20 protein-coding genes are annotated in these 20,383 nt (G+C 72.5%); 11 read left to right on the forward strand and 9 right to left on the reverse strand.

Translation table 11 applies throughout. The features are described from left to right. Nucleotides 1-79 precede the first annotated feature (79 nt). The 3 genes from ACWCWD_RS03730 (at nucleotide 80) to ACWCWD_RS03740 (ending at nucleotide 2,971) form a co-directional block, all read left to right on the forward strand. On the forward strand, nucleotides 80-565 hold the full coding sequence (locus tag ACWCWD_RS03730) for a peroxiredoxin (RefSeq protein WP_450769971.1): 486 nt from the start codon (nucleotides 80-82) through the stop codon (nucleotides 563-565). Nucleotides 566-908: 343 nt separating this feature from the next. Further along, the gene (locus ACWCWD_RS03735) at nucleotides 909-1,433 is read left to right on the forward strand and encodes a hypothetical protein (protein WP_450769972.1); all 525 of its coding nucleotides are present in this window, start codon (nucleotides 909-911) and stop codon (nucleotides 1,431-1,433) included. A 62-nt stretch (nucleotides 1,434-1,495) separates the two neighbouring features. Further along, nucleotides 1,496-2,971: a flotillin family protein gene (locus tag ACWCWD_RS03740; RefSeq protein ID WP_450769973.1), complete on the forward strand. Its 1,476-nt coding sequence runs from the start codon at nucleotides 1,496-1,498 to the stop codon at nucleotides 2,969-2,971. Nucleotides 2,972-3,067: 96 nt separating this feature from the next. Here ACWCWD_RS03740 and ACWCWD_RS03745 read toward each other — a convergent pair whose 3' ends face one another. The 6 genes from ACWCWD_RS03745 to ACWCWD_RS03770 all read right to left on the reverse strand — a co-directional run bounded on the left by ACWCWD_RS03745 (nucleotide 3,068) and on the right by ACWCWD_RS03770 (nucleotide 7,969). Then, nucleotides 3,068-4,657, reverse strand: a complete 1,590-nt coding sequence (locus ACWCWD_RS03745; protein WP_450769975.1) for a hypothetical protein — start codon at nucleotides 4,655-4,657, stop codon at nucleotides 3,068-3,070. Between the two features lie 382 nt (nucleotides 4,658-5,039). Further along, nucleotides 5,040-5,666, reverse strand: a complete 627-nt coding sequence (locus ACWCWD_RS03750; RefSeq protein WP_450769976.1) for a hypothetical protein — start codon at nucleotides 5,664-5,666, stop codon at nucleotides 5,040-5,042. After that, entirely contained in the window at nucleotides 5,650-6,168 is a 519-nt protein-coding gene (locus ACWCWD_RS03755; protein ID WP_450769978.1) for an RNA polymerase sigma factor, read from the reverse strand. Before ACWCWD_RS03755 ends, ACWCWD_RS03750 begins: the two co-directional genes overlap by 17 nt. After that, the gene (locus ACWCWD_RS03760; RefSeq protein WP_450769979.1) at nucleotides 6,165-6,851 is read right to left on the reverse strand and encodes a class F sortase; all 687 of its coding nucleotides are present in this window, start codon (nucleotides 6,849-6,851) and stop codon (nucleotides 6,165-6,167) included. Before ACWCWD_RS03760 ends, ACWCWD_RS03755 begins: the two co-directional genes overlap by 4 nt. Then, nucleotides 6,848-7,345, reverse strand: coding sequence for a sortase-dependent protein (locus ACWCWD_RS03765; protein WP_450769980.1), 498 nt, complete (start codon nucleotides 7,343-7,345; stop codon nucleotides 6,848-6,850). The genes ACWCWD_RS03760 and ACWCWD_RS03765 overlap by 4 nt, the downstream gene beginning before the upstream one ends. Before the next feature lie 231 nt (nucleotides 7,346-7,576). Further along, nucleotides 7,577-7,969 (reverse strand): hypothetical protein, encoded by a 393-nt coding sequence (locus ACWCWD_RS03770; RefSeq protein WP_450769982.1) that lies wholly within the window; start codon nucleotides 7,967-7,969, stop codon nucleotides 7,577-7,579. 388 nt (nucleotides 7,970-8,357) lie between these two features. On the opposite strand from ACWCWD_RS03770, the gene ACWCWD_RS03775 reads away from it, so the two are divergent. The 5 genes from ACWCWD_RS03775 to ACWCWD_RS03795 all read left to right on the forward strand — a co-directional run bounded on the left by ACWCWD_RS03775 (nucleotide 8,358) and on the right by ACWCWD_RS03795 (nucleotide 14,663). Further along, entirely contained in the window at nucleotides 8,358-9,860 is a 1,503-nt protein-coding gene (locus ACWCWD_RS03775) for a tetratricopeptide repeat protein (RefSeq protein ID WP_450769984.1), read from the forward strand. A gap of 978 nt (nucleotides 9,861-10,838) precedes the next feature. After that, entirely contained in the window at nucleotides 10,839-11,006 is a 168-nt protein-coding gene (locus ACWCWD_RS03780) for a hypothetical protein (protein WP_450769985.1), read from the forward strand. 651 nt (nucleotides 11,007-11,657) lie between these two features. Further along, nucleotides 11,658-12,359, forward strand: coding sequence for a tectonin domain-containing protein (locus ACWCWD_RS03785; protein WP_450769987.1), 702 nt, complete (start codon nucleotides 11,658-11,660; stop codon nucleotides 12,357-12,359). Between the two features lie 538 nt (nucleotides 12,360-12,897). Next, the gene (locus tag ACWCWD_RS03790; protein ID WP_450769988.1) at nucleotides 12,898-13,368 is read left to right on the forward strand and encodes a cation:proton antiporter regulatory subunit; all 471 of its coding nucleotides are present in this window, start codon (nucleotides 12,898-12,900) and stop codon (nucleotides 13,366-13,368) included. A 2-nt stretch (nucleotides 13,369-13,370) separates the two neighbouring features. Further along, nucleotides 13,371-14,663, forward strand: coding sequence for a cation:proton antiporter (locus tag ACWCWD_RS03795; protein WP_450769990.1), 1,293 nt, complete (start codon nucleotides 13,371-13,373; stop codon nucleotides 14,661-14,663). 122 nt (nucleotides 14,664-14,785) lie between these two features. Here ACWCWD_RS03795 and ACWCWD_RS03800 read toward each other — a convergent pair whose 3' ends face one another. The 3 genes from ACWCWD_RS03800 to ACWCWD_RS03810 all read right to left on the reverse strand — a co-directional run bounded on the left by ACWCWD_RS03800 (nucleotide 14,786) and on the right by ACWCWD_RS03810 (nucleotide 17,260). After that, the gene (locus ACWCWD_RS03800) at nucleotides 14,786-15,352 is read right to left on the reverse strand and encodes a hypothetical protein (RefSeq protein ID WP_450769992.1); all 567 of its coding nucleotides are present in this window, start codon (nucleotides 15,350-15,352) and stop codon (nucleotides 14,786-14,788) included. 308 nt (nucleotides 15,353-15,660) lie between these two features. Then, a complete protein-coding gene (locus tag ACWCWD_RS03805; RefSeq protein ID WP_450769993.1) occupies nucleotides 15,661-16,683 on the reverse strand; it encodes a M56 family metallopeptidase in 1,023 nt (340 codons plus the stop codon). Nucleotides 16,684-16,708: 25 nt separating this feature from the next. Further along, on the reverse strand, nucleotides 16,709-17,260 hold the full coding sequence (locus tag ACWCWD_RS03810) for a BlaI/MecI/CopY family transcriptional regulator (RefSeq protein WP_450769995.1): 552 nt from the start codon (nucleotides 17,258-17,260) through the stop codon (nucleotides 16,709-16,711). Between the two features lie 190 nt (nucleotides 17,261-17,450). Between ACWCWD_RS03810 and ACWCWD_RS03815 the strand changes: the two genes are divergently transcribed. The 3 genes from ACWCWD_RS03815 to lysA all read left to right on the forward strand — a co-directional run bounded on the left by ACWCWD_RS03815 (nucleotide 17,451) and on the right by lysA (nucleotide 20,256). Further along, entirely contained in the window at nucleotides 17,451-17,906 is a 456-nt protein-coding gene (locus ACWCWD_RS03815; RefSeq protein ID WP_327176926.1) for a tellurite resistance TerB family protein, read from the forward strand. 376 nt (nucleotides 17,907-18,282) lie between these two features. Beyond that, nucleotides 18,283-18,774 (forward strand): SAV_915 family protein, encoded by a 492-nt coding sequence (locus ACWCWD_RS03820; RefSeq protein ID WP_450769996.1) that lies wholly within the window; start codon nucleotides 18,283-18,285, stop codon nucleotides 18,772-18,774. 12 nt (nucleotides 18,775-18,786) lie between these two features. Beyond that, a complete protein-coding gene (gene lysA, locus ACWCWD_RS03825) occupies nucleotides 18,787-20,256 on the forward strand; it encodes a diaminopimelate decarboxylase (protein WP_450769998.1) in 1,470 nt (489 codons plus the stop codon). Nucleotides 20,257-20,383 lie beyond the last annotated feature (127 nt).

A 20,383-nucleotide genomic window follows, 5' to 3' on the forward strand; every position in this document is an offset into this window, starting at 1 on the left:
AGCACCTGGGCACATTCTCGTAGGAACGTCCTCCTGGCGGGCACCTCGCCGGGAACATTCCCCGAACGAAGGAGACATCATGGCATCAGGCCCTCAGATCGGCGCCCCCGCACCGGAGTTCACTCTTTCCGGCGGCGCGCTCGTGGGTGAGGAGTTCGTACGGCGCGACTACGTCCGGGCGGACGCGCCGGGGCGCGCCCTGATCCTGGCCTTCTACCCGGGCGACAACACGACCGTCTGCACCCGGCAGCTCTGCTCGTACTCCTCGGGCCTGGAGGTCTTCGAGGGGCTCGGGGCGGACGTCTGGGGAATCAGTCCACAGGGTGTGGACAGTCACGAGAACTTCGCCCGGGTCCGGGGGCTGCGGATGCCGCTGCTGGTCGACGCGGACCGGGCGGTGGCCCGGCAGTACGGGGTGGCAGCACCCGGTATCGGGGTGCGCCGCTCGGTGTTCCTCATCGGACCCGACGGCGTACTGCGGTGGAAGCACGTGGCGTTGGTCGGCGCGACCTTCCAGTCCGTCGACACCCTGGCCGCCCAGCTCGCCGAGATCGCCCCCGTCTGAGGTCCTTGGGGACTCCCGGACACCGTCCAGCCACGGCCGCGGCTTCCTCCGGGTGGCGGACCACCGACATGCGGGTGACGCGGCCGTCGGCGACGGCGGCCGCGTACGCGGCGACGCGCGTGCCGCCGGGAGCGTCCCGGCGCGGAACCAGCCGTGCGGCGCGGTCGTCCACCCCAACGGACGGCAGTTTCCGGCATCAAGATCGTCCGAAGTCTGCCGGTTCCCGGCAGTGACGGTGGGCCCCGGCCCATGAGACCCTCCGGTCGGTTCGCCGGCCGGTTCCAGCCGTCCGGTTCGCCATGGAGCGGGGCCGGGGGGCCCGAACAGCTCAAGGGGGTACGACGTGACGCTTCTCCTCGCACTCGGTGCGGCGGGACTCGCCCTGCTCGCCCTGTCGTTGCTCTTCGACGGCATCCTGGAAGGCATCTTCGGCGGCCTCTTCGGGGGCCTGCTCAACGGCCTCTTCGACGGCCTGCTCTCGCTCCCCGTGATCGCCGGATTCCTCTCGATGCTCGGCTTCGGCGGGGCGATCGTGCAGGGGACCACCGACGTGGGCCTGGCCGTGGCCCTCGCGAGCGGGGGCCTGGCGGGACTGGTCGCGGCCTGGCTGACCCTGAGGTTCAGCCGGGCGCTGATGCAGGACCGGACGGACCCCGCGCCGCGCGGCGACGACCTGATCGGCACCACCGGTTCCGTCGTCACCGCGATCCCGGCGGACGGCTACGGCGAGGTGCTGGTGCGCCTCGCCGGGCACACCGTGAAGTACGCGGCGAAAAGCGCCGCACCCGTCGCGCAGGGCACCGAGATCTGGGTCGAGGCCACCTTGTCCTCCTCCTCGGTCACCGTGCGCCCGGTGGAACGACCTTAAAACATACGGTCGTTGAACAATCCGCCGCCCACGCGGGCAGCGGTCCAGGGGGGCATCACCGCATGAGTCCAGTGGTCATAGCCGTCATCGGCATCGTCGTACTGTTCGTTCTTCTCGGCCTCGCCGTCGTGACCCGCTACAAGGTCGCGGGTCCCAGCGAGGCGTTCATCATCACCGGCCGCCGGGGCAAGAAGCACACGGACCCGGTCACCGGCCAGACAAGCATCGACAACACCGGCCAGAAGGTCGTGGTCGGCGGCGGCGTCTTCGTGGTGCCGTTCGTGCAGCAGCGGTACACCCTCGACCTCTCCAGCCGGCAGATCCCGGTCAAGGTGCGCGGGGCCGTCACCCTGCGCGGGGTGAAGGCCAACCTCGAAGGCGTCGCGATCGTCAAGGTCGGCGGCAGCGAGGACGCGATCCGCGCCTCCGCCCAGCGGTTCCTGCGCCAGCAGGCGGGGATCGCGGGCTTCACGCAGGAGGTCCTGTCGGGTTCGCTGCGCGCGATCGTCGGCCGGATGTCGGTCGAGGACATCATCCGCGACCGGGCCGCCTTCGCCAGTCAGGTCGCCGAGGAGGCCGAGGCCAGCCTCTCCGGCCAGGGGCTGATCCTGGACGCGTTCCAGATCCACGACATCACCACCGAGGGCACCTACCTGGAGGACCTGGGCCGGCCGGAGGCCGCCCGCGCCAAGCAGGAGGCGGACATCGCCGAGGCGAACTCGCGGCGGACCTCCGAGCAGGCCCGGCTGAAGGCGGCCGAGGACGTCGCCATCGCCGAGCGGACGTTCTACCTGAAGCAGGCGGAGATCCGGGTGGAGACCGAGGTGGCGGCCGCCAAGGCCAACGCGGCGGGCCCGCTCGCCGAGGCCGCCCGTCAGCAGGAGGTGCTCCAGGAGCAGGAGAAGGTCGCCGCGCGCCAGGCGGCGCTGACCGACCGCGAGCTCGACACCCGCGTCCGCAAGCCCGCCGACGCCGCCCGGTACCAGGCCGAGCAGGAGGCCGAGGCCCGCCGCATCGCCCAGGTCAAGGAGGCGGAAGCCACCGCCGACCGCGCCCGGCTCACCGGTGAGGGCGAGAAGCTCCAGCGTTCGGCGCTCGCCGCGGCGGTACGCATCGAGGGCGAGGCCCAGGCCGCCGCCATCGCCGCCCGTGGTGCGGCGGAGGCCGAGGCCATGCAGAAGAAGGCCGACGCCTTCGCGCAGTACGGCGACGCGGCCGTCCTCCAGATGCTGGTGGAGGTCCTGCCCCAAGTCGTCGCCAAGGCGGCCGAGCCGCTCAGCGCGATCGACAAACTGACGGTCATCTCCACGGACGGCGCAAGCCAGTTGGCCCGTACCGTCACCGACAACGTCGCGCAGGGCATGGAGTTGCTCACCTCCACCACCGGCGTCGACCTGGGCTCGCTGCTCAAGAGCCTCACCGCCTCGCGGACGAGCGCCCCCGCCGCGTCCGCCGAGGTCGCCACTCCCGCCGCTCCCGCCGCCGAGGGCGCACCGACGACGGCGAAGATCGACGGGAAGATCGAGGTCACCGACTGAGGCAGCCTGCTTCTGCTTCCCGAAGCCCGGGGCCGTCCACGCCGAGTGCGTGGGCGGCCTCACGGCGTACGGGGGCGGGGGCGGGGCGGGCCGGGTTCAGCCGACGGAATCGGGAGCGGCGGCAGCCTGTCGGCCCGTCTCCGCGCCTGGCTCCGCGCCCGGCTGCGCGGCCGCCTGCGCGGCCTCCTGCGCGGCCTCTTCCTCCTGTTCGGCGGCGATGGCGGCGAGGCGGTCGCGCCAGCCGCCCTTGCCGTCCCCGGTCAGCACCTCGCCCCGGTCCCGCGCCGCCGTCGCCTGCTTGGCCGCCCACAGCCGGAACGCCTCGTCCTGTCGGCAGTCACCGCACTTCGTGTGGTTCTCGTGCGCGCGGAACATGTGCACGTCTCCGGGCCCCTCGCACTCCACCAGCGGCACCTGCGCGACCGCCTCCCGGGACAGGTCCGCGATCCGGTCGAGGTCCGCGGTCCGGTTGAGGTCCACGTACGCGGTGCCGTCCACACCGGTCCGGTCCACCCCCTGGGGGCGCGAAGCACCCGGCTCGACCGCCGTCACGGCGCGCCTGCGGCCCGGTTCCGGCGGCATCCCCTCCACCAGTCGGTTCCACAGGAACCCGACGGGCGTCCTCACCCCCTTCACCGGCAGCCGCGAACTCAGCACGTACCGCATGTCGGCGGCCGACACACCGCGCCGCAGCCACTCCGCCGCCTTGTCCACCAGCCTGCGCGCCTCGGGCACCCCGAGACGCAGCTGCCTCGACTCCTTGCCCAAGGAGAGCAGCACCTCCTCGGCCAGCACCATGTGGGAGGTCCAGCCCATCTCCGGCTCCTCCCCCGCGTCCGTCGCGACGGACGCGGCGGCGGGAACGGGACCGGTGACGGGAACGGTGGCGTTGACGGGAACGGGAACGGGAACGCGTTCGGGTACGCGGCCGCTTTCGGGTACGGGACGGCCAGCGGGTACGGAACCGCCAGCGGGTACGGGACAGGCAGTGGGGTCCGCAGCGGGACCGGCAACCGGCGGAGTCGCCCGGGTGCCCACCGGGTCCTGCTCGACCAGCCACTCCGGCGGCTCCGCCCAGAAGCCACTGTCGTCCTCGTCCGCCAGCAGCGGGCCCCATTCGAACTGGACCTCGAACGCCGCTCGTTCGCTGTTCGAAACCTCACCTACGCAGGTAGGTAGGTGGGATGAGTGCGCCGTAAGTTGTCCGTCAGGTAGGTAGCCGCCGTCCCGCCGCCCTCCCCGCCGACCGACGGCCGGACCTACGTCACTCGGCGCGACCTGCGGCGATGCACCCCAGGGCGCCACGTCCCCGGCCGGTCCCCAGCCCGGTCCCCAGCTCGACCGCCTGCCCGGCCCACGGTGCGAGCCGCCGCCCGCCCCGTCCCACGGTCCCTCTCCGGACCAGACCGTCTCCTGCTCCCGGCTCGCCCAGACCGCCTTCGCCTCCTGCGAAGTGATCGGCGCGTTCGACAGGAGCTGCGCGGTCGCCCACCGTCCGGGGCCGAACTGGTAGGACCACTGGTGGAGATGACCCTCGCGCTGCAGGAACTTCTTGGCCTTCTTGTACGGACCGGTCTCGACTCCCGCCGCACGCGCGTAGTCCCAGAGCGGGCCCATCAACCCGGTGAGCTGCTCGGCCGGGAGGCTCTCCACGTACAACAGGATGATCTTCGCGTCACTGTTCATGCGGCGCGAGCGCACCAGTGCCTTCGAACGTCGCTCGGTGTCCGACACCGGAGAGATAGCATGCCAAAGCATCGCCGTGGACTTCCTTCCACTCGTGGTGAAGGCCCTCGGCATCGGTGCTGTCACACCACCGGGGGCCGCCCCACGCGTACGGAGGCGCACGGAGCGTGATGACGCGATCACGGTACAACGCCCGAAACATGCCTCTGCACATGAATGCGGGAGTACCACCCGTGCGCGTCCATACACCCCAACTGCCGCTTGGTATGCGGTATCGGACGGCTCATCAGTTCGAGCTATCACCCCTCTTCGTGAGCGTGACGCGCACGTGCCGCGCACGCCTCGCGAACGCATCGCGAACGCACCCTGAACCAGGCGCGTTTCAGCCTCCGGACGCGGTCCTGGTGGGCGTCACCGTCGAGTTCGGCACGGCGGACGCTCCCGACGGGACGGAGGTCGGCGTCGGCCCGGCCGCGGAGGCGGACGGGACGGCCCGCGCCGCACCGGAACCGCCCGCACCGGAGCCGCCCGCCCCGGAGACGTCCGACGGCACCGGGGCCGTGGGCTCGGGCACAGCCGTGGAAGGGGCCTCGGTCGCAGGCTCGGGAGCGCCCGACTCCCCGGTCACGGCCGGTCCGGTCGGCGCCGGGGACGGCACCTCCTGCGGGACGCCCGTCGCCCCGGGGGTCGGCGACGCGGCGGGCCCCGGTCCGGTCGACCCGGAACCCGTCGACCCGGAACCCGTCGACGCGGGGGCCACCGGGGACGCGGGCATCGCCGGTGCGCCCGGCCCGGCCGCGAGCCGGAACGGCAGCACCGCGAGTCCGGCCACCGCGCAGGCCATGCCGACCACGGCGGCGCCCCTGCGGTACCTCCGGCCGGCGGCGCCCCGGCGGAGCTCCTCGTACCGGCCCGGGGGCGGGGCGAGGCGGTCGTGGCCGGGCCGCAGGATGACGGCGAGCGGGTCGTCGGCGCCGAACTCCGGCTCCTCGTCAGCGCGAGTGGTCAAGGCTTCTCCTCAGGTGGGCGCGGAGCAGTTCACGGGCCGCGTGGAGATCGGCCTTGACGGTCCCTTCCTTCCGCCCGGTCAGCGCGGACACCTCCCGGATCGGCATGTCCGCGTAGTAATGCAACAGGATCGGCACGCGCAGGCGTTCGGGCAACGACTGCACCAGCATCCGCACCGAGGGGTCGGCCGGCTCGGCATGCCCGCCGACGACCTCCTCGGTCACCACCCGCCGTACGGCCCGGCGCTCACGCTCCAGCGAACGCCAGTGGTCCCGTACGAGGTTGGCCGCGGTGACGTACAGGTACCCGCGCGGCTCCTCGACCTTCGTCCAGCGCGCCCAGAGCCGCGTGAACGCCTCCGAGGCGATCTCGTGCGCCGTCCCGTCGTCGTCCACGAGACGGCGGCACCACCCGGCGAGGGCCGGGTAGAGCACGGCGAACAGCTCGGACGCCGCCTGCGCCTGCCGGCCTCGCCGGTCGCTTCTCTCGCGGGCCCGCTTCACCGATCTCCCGAGTCGGACGTTTCCTGGACCTTCGGCACCAGGGCGGCGAAGACGATCACGTTGTCCTGGTAGCCGCCGTCGCTGTCACGGCCCCCGCCGCAGGTGATGAGCCGCAGCTCGGGGCGGTCCACATTGCCGTAGACCTCCTCGGTGGGGAACGCCGTCTTCGCCACCGTACGGGTGGCGAAGACGGCGAACTCCGCAGCCGTCGAATCCTCCAGGCGCACCACGACCCGGTCCCCCGCGCGGAGTCGCGCGAGGTGCCGGAAGACCCCGTCACCGTACGACCCGACCGTCACATGCCCCAGCAGCACGGCCGGGCCGGTCTGGCCGGGGGTCGGGCCGTGCTCGTACCAGCCCGCCCGGTCGTGCGCGGTGATCGCGGGAACCTCCACGGTGCCGTCCGCCGCGAGCCCGAGCCGTACGACCGGGGTGTCCACCCCGATCGCCGGAACCTCGAGCCGCAGCGGCACCGAACGCGCCAACGGGGTTGCGGTGGAGGCCGGTTCGGACCGACGGGCAGGCGCCGCCGCGGGGGCGGACGCCTCCGGCCGCCCGGTCTCTCCGCCCCTGCCCCCACCCCCGTCCTCGCGCCCGTTCCCGTCCTCGCTCCCGACGCCGCAACCGGCGAGCAGCGAGGCCAGCACGGCGGCGCCGAAGGCCCGCCTGGAGTACGAGGTCACGCCCCGGTCGCCCCATTCGCCCCGGCGCCCCGGCGGCGCACGAGGAACACGGCCGCGCCCGCCCCGAGGACCACGGCGGCGATGCCCCCGCCCGCCAGCGCCCCGTTCCCGCCGCCCGACTGCGCGGCGGCGGAGGCGACTCCGGTGTTCGGCGCCCCGGACGGTACGGCGGAGACCTGCGCCCCCTCGCCCGAACCCGCCGTCCCGGCCTCCGAGGGCACCGGCTGGGCCGCTGCAGTCGGCGCGGCCTCGGCCACCTCGGCGGGCACCGCGCTGGGCGCCGCGCTGGGGGCCTCGGTCGGAGGCTGCGTCGGAGCCGGGGCGGCGCTGGGCGCCTCGGTCCCGGCCGCGACCGGCGCAGCGGCGGGGGCGGCGGCCGGGGCAGCGGCCGGGGCTGCGACCGGGGCAGCGGTGTCCGCGAAGGCGGGGCTCGCGCCGGTAGCGAGTACGGCGGCGCAGGCAAGCGTCAGCAGACTGATGGTGGTTCGGCGCATGAACTGCTCTCCTTCGTCATCGGCCCGCCGGAAGGGGCGGGCCGGGAAACGGAACGTGCGGAGAGACGAGGCAGCGGCACCCCGGGTTGTAAAGCAATGGCAAAGTCGTTCGACGCCTTCCGGGCGGGCCGCCGCGGCCGGCCGGCCTTCCGTCGGACAGAACGGTCAGCCGGCCGGTCAGCGGAGCGCTCAGAAGGCCGCTCAGCGGCCCGGCCAGCAGGTCGGGCCCGGTCAGCAAGCCCCCGAATCCAGGTCGGTCGGGGCCATGTGGCGTGCCGCCGCCGCGTACCGCGCGAGGTGGTCCACCGCCTTCGCCAGCAACCGGAGGTTGACCGCCGGATCCTGCCCCGGATCCTGCGCGACGGCCCACGCGTGGCAGACCATGTGCGTCACGATCTCCCGCGCCCGGGAGTCCGCGAGCTGGGCGGCGTACGCGTCGGCCAGCGGGGCGTACGCGACGATGGCGCGGCGCAGCCGGGCCCGCAGCGCATCCGCCGCCTCGCCCGTCGCCCGCCCCCGCGCGAGGTCGAGCGCCAGCTGAACATCGGCCGCCAGGTCCGCCCGGCTGACCGGAACACCCGTGTTCGACGGACCGCCGACGTACAGGGGGACGCTGTACGTCACCCCGCCGTACCCGGCTCCCCCGGCCGCACTCCCGCCCGAACTCCCGTACGCAGTACCACCGTACGATCCGCACGCCCCGGGCGGCGCGCAATGCCCCGGAGCCGCACCGGGACTGCCGGCGCCGCCCGACCCACCGCTGCCACTGCCACTGCCACTCGCCGTGCAGTTGGCGCCGGCTCCACTCGTCCCGTTGTTTCCGCTCGTTCCGCTGGCTGAGCTCATTGCGGACTCACCTCTTTCGGTGCGAAGGGTGGATCTGAACTCCCGGAGGGATGGCGTTCAGTGAACTCCTGAACACGCACAGTGAGGAGATGCCAGGCTGTGGGCCACATGTAGTCCCGCGTAGGCCAGGCCGGGAGGACCGCCCTGGTGAAGGAGTGAGCACAAGGTGCCCGAATCCCAGGAGATCGGCGAGCTGATCCGCCAGGCGTGCGCGGCACGTGGCTGGGGGCCGTCCAAACTCGCCCGGGAGTTGGGAATCGCCGAGGGGCGCGGCCCGAACGGCCTCGACCGCCAGTCGGTCCGGCGATGGATGGCCGGCCGCCGGAAACCCGACTACTGGCTCCCGTACATCGCCGACGTACTCGGCCTGGACACGAACCCGCCGCTCCAGGCACCCGGTGGTCCGGCCGCCCCCGCCGCCCCCGCCGCCCCCGCCGCACTGGCCGCACCTGCCCTGCCCGTTACCCCCGGCGTCCCCGCTCAACGATCCGCCTCCCGCCCCCTTGCGGGCCTCGATACCGTGGCGTCAGTCGTCGAGTTGGGGAGGAACGACGTGCTTCGGCGAAACTTCCTGGCCGCCTCGGGCGCCCACGCACTGGCTGCCCTCAACCTGCCCGACCCGGAGAGCGTCACCCGCCGGACCAGCCGCGTCGGCGGCGTACGCGTCGGCACCGGCGAGGTGGCCGCCGTACGCCAGATGACCCGCGCCCTCGGCGACACCGCCGCCGAACTCGGCGGCGGCCACGCCCGCCACCTCGCCGTCCGCTACCTCACCGAGGACGTCGCCCCCTGGCTGGACGGCACCTACACCGAGGAGATCGGCAGGCAGTTGTACGCCGCCACCTCCCAACTCGTCCACCTGGCAGGCTGGATGGCACAGGACGAGGGCAACCAGGGCATGGCCCAGCAGTACTACGCCCACGCCTACGGACTCGCCGTCGCCGCCGACGAAGCCGAGCTCTCGGCAACCGCCCTGCGCGGCCTCGCCGTTCAGGCCATCGACCTCGGCCCCCGGTACGGTGCCATGGCTCTGCGCCTCTCCGAACGCTGCGTCGACAGCGCGAAGTCCCTGGACGACCCGCGCGCGGTCTCGTACTTCCAGACCACCCTCGCCGACGCCGCCGCCCTCGACGGCGACCACCGCCTCGCCACCCGGGCCCTCACCGCCGCCCAGACCGCCATCGAACAGACCCCCGACGCCGCCCCGGGCGAATCCTGGGCCTCCCACTTCAGCATCGGCCGCTGGGCCCACCACTCCGGCATGATCCTCGCCCGCCTCGGCGACCTCGACAGCGCCACCGGCCACCTCCACGAGTCCCTGGAGATCCACGGCATCGACCGCCGCCGCAGCCGCGCCATCATCCTCGCCGACCTCGGCCAGATCCACCTCCGCCGAGGCCACCTCGACGCCGCCCTCGCCACCTGGACCGACTTCCTCGACTGCGCCGACGGCATCCGCTCCGTCAAGGTCACCGAAGCGACCGAGGACATGCGCACCCGCCTGGACAAGTACCGCAAGGTCCCGGGCGTGGAGGAGCTACGGACCCGCGCGGAGAACCACGTGATGACGGGGGCGGGGGCGGGGCCGGGGGTGTCGGTGTCGGCAGGAGCGGGAGCGTCGGCCGGGAGCGAGGGCGGGGCCTCTGGCGGGACGGCGGGGGGCGGGTGACGGGGGCCTGGTGGGTTGGTCCGTGAGCGGGTGGTGGTCCCGGGCGGGTGATCCCTGGGCGGGTGGGCCGTGGCGGCGGGCCACGGTCGAGCGCGTTACTGACGGGGGACCGTCCCTACGGGGCGTGGGGAGCGCAGGCCCGTCGACTTCGCCGATGGTGACAGGCTGGGGCCATCCCTGCGCTCGGGAAGCACGAATCAACGGCAAGTTCGGCAACCATCTTGGCGGAACCATCCCCGCGCGCGGGGAGCACGAGTACACCGCCATGGTGAACACCTTCGGAACGGGACCATCCCCGCGCGCGCCGGGAGCACGGAGGCGGGATACCCGCGTGGCCGAACCAGCTGAGACCATCCCCGCGCGCGGGGAGCACTTCACGGACGCGGCGCGCATCGTCATCAACACGGGACCATCCCGGCGCGCGCGGGGAGCACTGCGTCTGGACTTCCGACGCGGTGTACTCCTGAGGACCATCCCCGCGCGCGGGGATGGTCCTCAGGACATCCCCGCGCGCGGGGAGCACTCCTCCGGCGTGGACTGGCCGCGCATCCTCCCGGGACCACCCCCGCGCGCGCGGGGAGCACCTGCACGTTGACGTTGCCGTCCATGTCGATCTCGGGACCATCCCCGCGCGCGGGGAGCACGTACTGCGCGGGACGGACGCGACGGCCACGGCGGGACCATCCCCGCCCGCGCGGGGAGCACCAGACGATAGCAATGGCCAACGTGATCATCGCGGGACCATCCCCGCACGCGCGAGGAGCCCCCTTCTCGCAACTCCTGCGCCCGCCAACGCCCCACGGGACTCCTCGGCGGACACACGGTAAACCGACTTCTCGTTCACTTACGCCGCACTGTTCCTGCTGCCCTCTCCGGACAGCGGAGGCGCAAAGGGGTCTGGACAGCGCTTGAGCGGTCGGCCGCCGAGCCCTGCAGGAGGCGAGCACCGCACGCGGGGAGCGCCGCTAAAGTCGCGGCATGGGGGTCTCGTTCGAACTGGTGAGGGAACCGCCGGTCTGCCGGTGGTGCAGACGGCCCGTAGCGTCACGCCAGTGGTGGCTGCCGCGTCCGTTCTGCAATCACTGGCACCAGGTGAAGTACCGGATGGTGTCGTTCGTCGCCCGGATACTCGACTTCCTCTGTTGACCTCTGCCTGCCGTACCAACGCCCCGCAAGACATGGGGACATGGGCACAGCACCCCATCGAGCGAGGCAGCGGTGCAGATCAGCCAGGCGACTGAGGCGGGCACCGAGCCGGCGGCCACACTTCTCGGCGAGATCGAGAGCCACTACGGCGACGGCGATGCTCCGGCCGACAAGAGACTCAGCGCTCCTGGCAGCAGGGTGCGAAGGGTCTCCCCTCCGACGCCGCGAGAGGTGACGCTGCCGGCTGCACCGGCCGTCCCATTCCTCGGGCGCCTGACACCCAGCCGAGCCCGCCCGGCCCGACCATGGGTGAGCGTCTGCGATCCGTGTCTCATTGGGTTCAGGTGTCTCTCCGATTGGGTTCAGGTGTCTCGCCGAAGACTCGGTAGACCATGCCCGGTCGGCGAAAAGATGGCGCAATCCGACTCCGCACATCCCGTGTCATTGCGTCCATCCCCCGCAGGTGGGACGGCATATCAGGCCAACATGCCCGCGGCTGGCTGGTCCGGTGTTCAGGGGCGCCAGGAGAGATCAGTGTCAAACGTCCATTTCCGGATCATTTTGTTTGACCAGTCCTAGTATTGGCCCATTTGGCGGACCTAATCTCAAGCTCGCACTGAAGGCGGCACGAGCAAGTGGAACGAGGTCGACATGGCTCATTGGAAGAAGATCGCGGGTGGTCTGACGGGGATCTCCGCAGGGTCGCGCTCCAATGTCTGGGGCGTCAACGCGGACGCGAGGATCTACCGGTTCACCAACGACGACGCCACGCCGTGGCACAACGTCCCCGGCGGCCTGACCGACATCAGCGCGGCCGCCGACGGCACCGTCTGGGGCGTCAACGCCAACGCCGAGATCTACCGCTACATCGGTGACCAGGGCACCACCGGCCACTGGAAGAAGATCGCCGGCGGCCTGGTGAAGATCTCTGCGGGGTCGCGTTCCAACGTCTGGGGCGTCAACTCGGAGGGGCGGATCTACCGGTTCACCAACGACGACGCCACACCCTGGCACAACGTCCCCGGCGGCCTGACCGACATCAGCGCGGCCGCCGACGGCACCGTCTGGGGCGTCAACGCCAACGCCGAGATCTACCGCTACATCGGTGACCAGGGCACCACCGGCCACTGGAAGAAGATCGCCGGCGGCCTGGTGAAGATCTCCGCGGGCTCGCGTTCCAACGTCTGGGGCGTCAACTCGGAAGGGAAGATCTACCGGTTCACCAACGACGACGCCACACCCTGGCACAACGTCCCCGGCGGCCTGACCGACATCAGCGCGGCCGCCGACGGCACCGTCTGGGGCGTCAACGCCAACGCCGAGATCTACCGCTACACCGGCGACCAGCCGTGAGGTGAGTCGCCCCCAGCCTGTGCGCCCCGTCACCGGACCCGGTGACGGGGCGCAGCTGTTTCACTCCGGATACCTGGCGAAGCCGTCGACCACACCTACCGCCAGGCCCGCCGGCACCGGCGCGGCCGCATGACCAGCGACAAGCCGCACCCGCCACGAACGTCTGTTACTCGCCTCCACTTCACAGCACTGCGAAGCCAAGGAAGCCAGCCGCTTGAGGCCTGCTGGTACACGTAGCAGCCATGCCCTCGCACGCGCGGGGAGCACCTTCCCGACCTGCGGGTTCATCCAGCATCAGCAAGCCTCCGGGCCAACTTCGCCGATTCCGGCATAACAGACAAACCGCACAAACGACCCAACACCCCAACGCCCAACCCCGGTCCACCACACCCGGGACACCCGCACCCCATACCACCCCACCTCCTCCCCCGACCCCCCACGACGCGTATGGATCGCGTTAAGGTGTTGAAAGGTAAAGAGATCACCAAGAGCTGACAAGGGGCGCCGCACGCACCGGCGCTCCACTCGGGAGGAAGCCATGGGAACCCGCCGCACCACGCTGCCCGGAGTCGGGGCTCAGTACGACTTCATCACCGAGTCCGGCCAGCACATCTCCGTCGTCGTCCACCACGACGGGCGGCGGTTCATCGGGTTCTACGAGCAGGACGACCCAGATTCGTGCCGGCTGACCGTCCCCCTGACGACGCACGAGGCGACCGCGCTCGCCCACCTCATCGATCCCGCGCCGATCGACGCCGTACGGACCGAGGGCATCGACCTGGTCACCGAGCACATCCCGCTCGGGTCCCGATCGCCGTACGGCGGGCGGGTGTTGGGGGACACGCAGGCGCGGACCCGGACGGGGGCATCGATCGTGGCGGTGCTGCGGACGCACAGTGCGCATCCGTCGCCGGGACCCGACTTCCGGCTGGCCATCGGTGACACGCTCGTCGTCGTCGGTACCCGTGAGGGCGTCGACGCGCTCTCCGAGATCATTGCGGAGGGCTGATCGTGCACGACATGACCGCACTGCTGGTGGAGCTCGGCTCCGTCATTCTCGGGCTGGGGATCATCGGGCGGTTCGCCGGCCGGATAGGCCTCTCGCCGATCCCCCTCTACCTCCTGGCGGGTCTGGCGTTCGGCGAGGGCGGGCTGCTGCCGCTCGGTGCCAGTGAGGAGTTCACCGCGGTCGGCGCCGAGATAGGCGTGATCCTGCTGCTGCTTCTCCTCGGGCTCGAATACAGCGCCTCCGAACTGGTCACGAGCCTCAAGACCCAGTACCCCTCCGGCCTCGTCGACTTCGTCCTCAACGCGACCCCCGGCGCCGTCGCCGCGCTGATACTCGGCTGGGGTCCCGCCGGGGCCGTGGCGCTGGCCGGAGTCACCTGGATCTCCTCGTCCGGGGTGATCGCCAAGGTGATGACGGACCTCGGACGCCTCGGCAACCGGGAAACCCCGGTCATCCTCGGCGTCCTCGTCATCGAGGACCTGGCGATGGCGGTGTACCTGCCGCTGCTCACCGCCATGGTCGCCGGAGTCGGTCTCGCCGGGGGCAGCATCGCGCTGCTGATCGCGCTCGGAACGGTCGGGTTCGTCCTCTACCTGGCGCTGCGCCACGGCCGGATCATCAGCCGGGCCGTCTCCTCCGACAACCCGGAGATGCTGCTCCTCGTCGTCCTCGGCCTGACCGTGCTCGTCGCCGGGCTGGCGCAGGAGCTCCAGGTGTCGGCGGCCGTCGGCGCGTTCCTCGTGGGCATCGCGCTCTCCGGCGAGGTCGCCGAGGGCGCGCGCAAGCTGCTGACCCCGCTGCGGGACCTCTTCGCGGCGGTGTTCTTCGTCTTCTTCGGCCTCTCGACCAACCCGGCCGACATTCCGCCGGTCCTGCTCCCGGCCGCGCTGCTCGCCGTCGTCACCATGCTGACCAAGATCTTCACCGGCTGGTACGCGGCCCGTCGCGCCGGCATCAAGTCGCGCGGCAGGTGGCGGGCGGGCGGCACGCTCGTGGCGCGCGGCGAGTTCTCCATCGTCATCGCCGGTCTGGCCGTGGCGACCGAGCCCCGCATCGGGCCCATCGCCACCGCGTACGTACTGATCCTGGTCATCCTCGGCCCGCTCACCGCCCGCTGGACCGAACCGGCCGTCACCCGGATCAAGGCACTGCGCGGCACCCGTACGGGTACGGGTACGGGTACCAGCGCCGGGGCCGGGACGCGCGCCCGCGCGAGCAAGGCCGCCCCGGCCACCACCACCCGGCCCACGCACGACGACCTCACGCCGGAGCCCGTCGGCGAGGGCCGCGACTGAGACCCTCGCCCCCACCCCTCGCACGAAGAACTCCCCGTCCGCAGCCAATGGCTGTCTCCGGACGGGGAGTTCTTCGTGCGAGATCGTTCTGCGTGCGGCGGGCCCGCGTGCGGTGATCCGCGTCAGCTGTGGTCGTCGACGATGCTCTTGGCGATGCCGTTCGCGACGACGACCTCGGCGTCCACGCCGTCGCCCTTGGTCGCGGCCTCCAGCATCTCCTCGCTGCACGGCATGGCGGCCTGGCCGTCCTCCGTACCGCAGATGTCGCCGGTGCCCTCGATGTCCGTGTCCTCCGAGACGAAGAACTGCTGGTCGGTGCCGTCCGAGCCGGTCACCGTGTACTTGCCGGGGGCGAGGAAACGCACCTTGCCGTTCCAGGTGCCGTTGACGCCCTTGCCCTGGTCGATGCCCTCGATGGCCGTCTCCCGGTCGCCGGAGCCGTCCGAAGCGTCCCCGCCCGAGCCGGTGCTGCCACCGCCGGTGCTGTCGGCGGTGGCGGAGGCGGACGGGGCTTCCTGCGCCGCAGGGGTCTCGGCCGGAAGCGTGGCGGCGGCGCTGCTGCTCGTGTCCTTCGCGCCGGTGTCGGAGCCTCCGTCGGAGTCGTCCCCCTGGCAGCCGGTCAGCAGCAGGGTGCCCGCGACTGCGGCGGCGACGAGGACGGCGGTCTTGGTGCGGAGGGCCGAAGCCATGGTGTTGCTCCCGTGGGAAGGGCGTCCACGGAGAGGCGTCTCTCCACGGCCTGCCGTGATCTGGTGGGTGACCTGCGGTGCGACACGCAGTGCGACATGCGGTGCGACATGTGGGTGTGCCCTGCGGTGCGACCTGCTGTGTGATCACTATGAGCCATCCGGGGAACCCCGCGGCCGGATGTCCTGGACCCACGACACCACTGTCACCGTTCCCGTACAGAGCAACAGTCGTGTACCGCACGCGGCGCGCCGGTTTCCCCCCTGACCTGCTGACCTGCTGGCCTGCGGAGTTCCCCGGCGAGGCCGGCCTACAGCGGGGTCGCCTCGTGCAGGATGCGGACCAGCGTGACCGTGGCGTTCACCGACGACAGCGCGGAGGCCACCGTACCCACCGTCGCCGTCAGCGCGGCGAGGAGCAGGTGTGCCGACGCCGGCGGCCAGAAACGGGCGGCCGGGGCGGGGTCGAGAAGGGCGGCGACCCGGAGCGGTACGGGCCCCGCCGCCGCGAACCCCGCCAGCCCCACGAACGGCGAACGGGCCGATACCAAGGCCGCCTTGCCGACCGCCCGCGCCACCACATGGCGGCTGCCGACCGCCTGTGCGGCCTCCTCGTCGGCCCAGCGCTCGGTGGTGTACGCCACCGCCGTACGGAGTGGCACCAGGAACGGGTTGGCGCGCGCGGCCAGTTGTGTCAGCAGCAGGTAACGGTGGTGGCGCCCCGCCAGATGCGCCCGCTCGTGGGCGAACAGCGCCCGCTGCTCGGCCGGTTCGAGGCAGTCGAGCAGGGCGCTGGAGACGACGACCCGGCCCGCGCCTGCCGTACCGCGCGTCCGGCCGCCCGTCAGGCCGCCGGGGAGCGCGTACGCGTACGGAGCGGGCGACTCCACCACACGCACCCCTGAACCGGCGCCGGAACCGGCCCCCGAACCGGGAGCGGAAGCGGCAGCCCGGCCCGCCCCCTCCGCTCCCGCCGCCCCCAGTGCGCGGGATGCGGCGACCCGGGTACGTACATGGCGTACGAGCGTCGTCGCACAGCCGGCCACCACCGCGCCCAGCACCCCGATGGCCACCAGTCCCGTCCGGTCCTCGTAGGGCAGCGCGGCCCTGACCTCGGGGTCCGACCAGCCGTCCGGCAACGGGTTGCCGGGGAGCTGGGCCGTACCGATCACCATCAGCAGGGCGAGGCAGAGGGTGCTGCACAGCGCGAGCGTCGTACCGGCGACGGCCAGCAGCCGGGTCGCGGTGCGCGGGTGCAGATGGTGCGCGGCCAGCCGCGCGACGGGCAGCGCGGTCAGCGGCAGGACGAGTGGCAGGTAGACGAAGATGCCCATCGCTCCCCCAACGCCCCTGTCGTCGTCATCGGTTCCCCGGCGCGTGGCCGGGGGCATCGGGCCGCGAGGGCCCGGCGGGGTCGCTCGCGTCCGAATCCGGCGGACCCGGCGAATCCTGCGAACCCACCGGGCCGGTCCGGGACAGCAGGGCCCGCAGGCGTTCCTCGTCGCCGGGGCTGAGCGCGGAGACGAAGCGGGCGAGGACGGCCTCGCGGTCCCGTTCGCCGTCGAGCACCCGGCGCATCCGCAGGGCGGCGAGACCGGCCTCGTCGGAGGCGTTCGTCCAGGCGTAGGAACGGCCCGCACGGGTGCGGGTGACCGCGTTCTTCGCATGGAGGCGGGAGAGGATCGTGATGACCGTCGTCAGGGCGAGGCCGTCGTCGAGGCGTTCCCGCACCCAGCCCGCCGTCACCGGTCCTCCGCCCGAGCGCACCGCGGCGAGCACCTGGGCCTCCAGCTCGCCCTGCCCCCGCCGGCGCGGCCGACCGCCCGCGCCGGGAGATACGTCGGCCCCCGGGGACGCGTCGGCCCCCGGAGGAACGTCAGGAACGTCTTCGTACCTTCCCGCGTTTCCCATGCGGTGTCCGCCCTTCGCGCAAGCTCTCGCAGTCGCGGCGGGGCGGCCCCGGGCACTGCTCAGCGATCGCCGCATCCTACTGAGCCGCCATTCCGTGGCAAAGCCTGCCGGGTCGAGCAGCGAGTTCTACACGTCTGTAGAGTTCCACTCGGTTCAGCCAACGCACCGCAAAGCAACGTATGGAGACGTCATGGCCCTTTGGGATCGGATCAAGGAATCCGCCTCGACGATGCAGACGCAGCTGGAGGCGAAGAAGAACGACCTGAAGAGCGGGGCGTTCCGCGACGCGAGCATGGCGATGTGCGCCCTGGTCTCGGCGGCCGACGGCTCCATCGACCCGTCGGAGCGGCAGCGTGTCGCCCAGCTGATCATGAGCAACGACGTGCTCCAGAACTTCCCCGCGGAAGACCTCCAGCGCCGCTTCAACGCGTACGTCGACAAGCTCACCGCCGACTTCGCGTTCGGCAAGGTCACCGTGCTCCAGGAGATCGCCAAGGCGAAGAAGAAGCCGGCCGAGGCGCGCGCGGTCATCCAGATCGGCATCGTCATCGGTGGCGCCGACGGCGACTTCGACAAGTCGGAGCAGGCCGTGGTCCGGGAGGCGTGCTTCGCCCTCGACCTGCCGCCGCACGAGTTCGACCTCTGATCCCGGCCTCCGCGCCGACGCGCTGAAACCTCCGAGCTCGGCCTCCGCGCCGACGCGCTGGAGCCTCCGAGGCTCGGACCCTGCGCGCCGAGCCCGCCGCACCGCACTCCGGCATGCCCCGGTCCTGACGACCGGGGCATGTCGCGTTCCCGGGGCGCACCGCGCCCCGACGCTCTCGCGCACCGCGCCCCGGAAGGGTCGCCCGCACCCGTACTCGCCGGACTCCGCATCAGGGTCGCGTCAAGGTGACCCGGGTCCGGCGTCAAGTACCCGTCAGGGCCCGGACTCCGACCGCGCCGCCCCCTGCCTGCGGACTTAGCGTCGAAGACGAACCGCCGGGTCGCGTCCGCGACCCGTGCCGACGTCTGGAGGCACCATGGAAAGCGCGCTGCCGGATTCCGACCCCCTCGAACCCGTCCCGGCCGGACCCCCGATCGCATCCGTCCCGGCCGGGCCGCTGTTCGTACCCGTCCGCGCGGGCTCCGCCCGCTGCCCGTCGAGCGTCCAGGCACGGTTCTTCCGTACACCGCTCGGCGCGCGCACCGCCGTCGCGTTCACCTCGGAACGCCGGCTCGTCGCCACCCTGGGCGCCGGACAGCAGTGGGTACGCCTCTGCGAACCGGCCCTGCGCGACCTCGCCGCTCCTCTCGGCGTCCGCACCCTCACCGTCGACCCGCTGCTCTCCGCGCCGCGCGCCGCCGACCCGCACCCCTCGGTGCCCCACACCGCCGCGCACGCGGCCCCCACCGCGTCCACCGCGCCTGCCCGGCAGGCGGCCCCCGCCGTACCCGTCGTCCCCACGACGGACACGGCTCCTCCCGCGCCGGCCGTCCCCGACGCCCCCGCGCTCGTCCGCCACGGACGCTGAAGGGAGCGCGCCATGACCACCACCCACCTCGCCCCCGTCCCCACCCCCGCACCGGCCGGGTCCCCAAGCCCCGCCGGCGCCCCCTCTCCGGCCGGGTCCCCCGACCCGGCCGGGGAGCTCACCGCCTCCCCCACCTCCCGCGCCGCCCTCACCCCGTGTGCCTCCCCGGCCCGGCAGACGTATCCGAAGGACGTGTGGCCCGCGTCGACGCGCCCCGGCCCGCACGGGGACATGACGGTGGGCGGGGTCTCCCTGACCGAGGCCGCCGAACGGTTCGGCACCCCGGTGTACGTACTCGACGAGGGCGAGGTCCGCGACCGCTGCCGGACCTACCGCGCCGCGTTCCCGCCGGAAGAGGCGGACGTGGTCTACGCGGCGAAGGCCTTCCTGAGCCGGGCCGTCGTCCGCTGGGTACGGGAGGAGGGGCTCGGGCTCGACGTCTGCTCGGCCGGTGAACTCCTCCTCGCGATCAGCGCCGGTTTCCCCGCCGACCGGATCGTGCTGCACGGCAACGCCAAGAGCCCGGAGGACCTGAGCACCGCCGTGCGGCTCGGCGTCGGCAGGATCGTGCTCGACTCCACCTCCGAGATCGCCCGCCTCGCCGCCCTGGTGCCGCACGGCACCCGCCAGCCCGTCATGATCCGTGTGGTACCCGGGATTTCGGCCGGCGGACACGCCGCGGTCCGTACCGGCACCGAGGACCAGAAGTTCGGCCTCTCCCTCATGGACGGCTCGGCGCAGCACGCCATCGACCGGGTCCTCGGCCAGCCGGGACTCGAACTCGTGGGCCTGCACTGCCACATCGGCTCGCAGATCACCTCGGTCACGCCGTACGTCTCCGCGCTCCGCCGGATGGTGGGGCTCCTCGCCCGCACCCGCGACAAGCACGGGGTCGTGCTGCCCGAGCTGGACATGGGCGGCGGGCACGGCATCGCGTACCGGGCGGGCGAACCGGCGCTCGACATCCCCACCCTCGCCGCGCGCATCCGTGCCGAACTCGCCGCCGGATGCGCGCGGGCCATGCTGCCGGTCCCCCGGCTGACCGTCGAACCCGGACGGGCGGTCATCGGCCCGGCGGGCGTGGCCGTGTACCGGGTGCTCTCCGTCAAGCGGACCGGCACCCGCACCTTCGTCGCCGTCGACGGCGGCATGAGCGACAACCCGCGCCCGGCTCTGTACGGCGTGCGGTACGCGCCCCGGATGGTCGGCCGGGCCTCCACCGCCCCCGGGCGGATGGTGACCGTGGTGGGCCGGCACTGCGAGGCCGGGGACATCCTGGCCGACGCGGTGGAACTCCCCGAGGACGTGCACCCGGGCGATCTGCTGGCCGTCCCGGCGGCGGGGGCGTACCACCTGTCGATGGCCTCCGGCTACAACCTCGTGGGCCGGCCGCCGGTGGTCGCCGTGACGGACGGCACCGTACGGCTGCTCGTACGCCGCGAGTCCCTCGAAGACCTCCGGCGCAGGGACGTGGGGGCCTGATGACATGAGCGGGTGAAGCCGCGCGGGCCCGATGACGTGAGGGCCCGACGGCATCGCGGTCCCGAGGGCGACCGCACACAGGGAGGGCCGGGCACACAGGTGTCCGGCCCTCCTCGCGCGAGACCGT

The sequence above is a fragment of the Streptomyces sp. NPDC001493 genome (genome assembly GCF_053597235.1).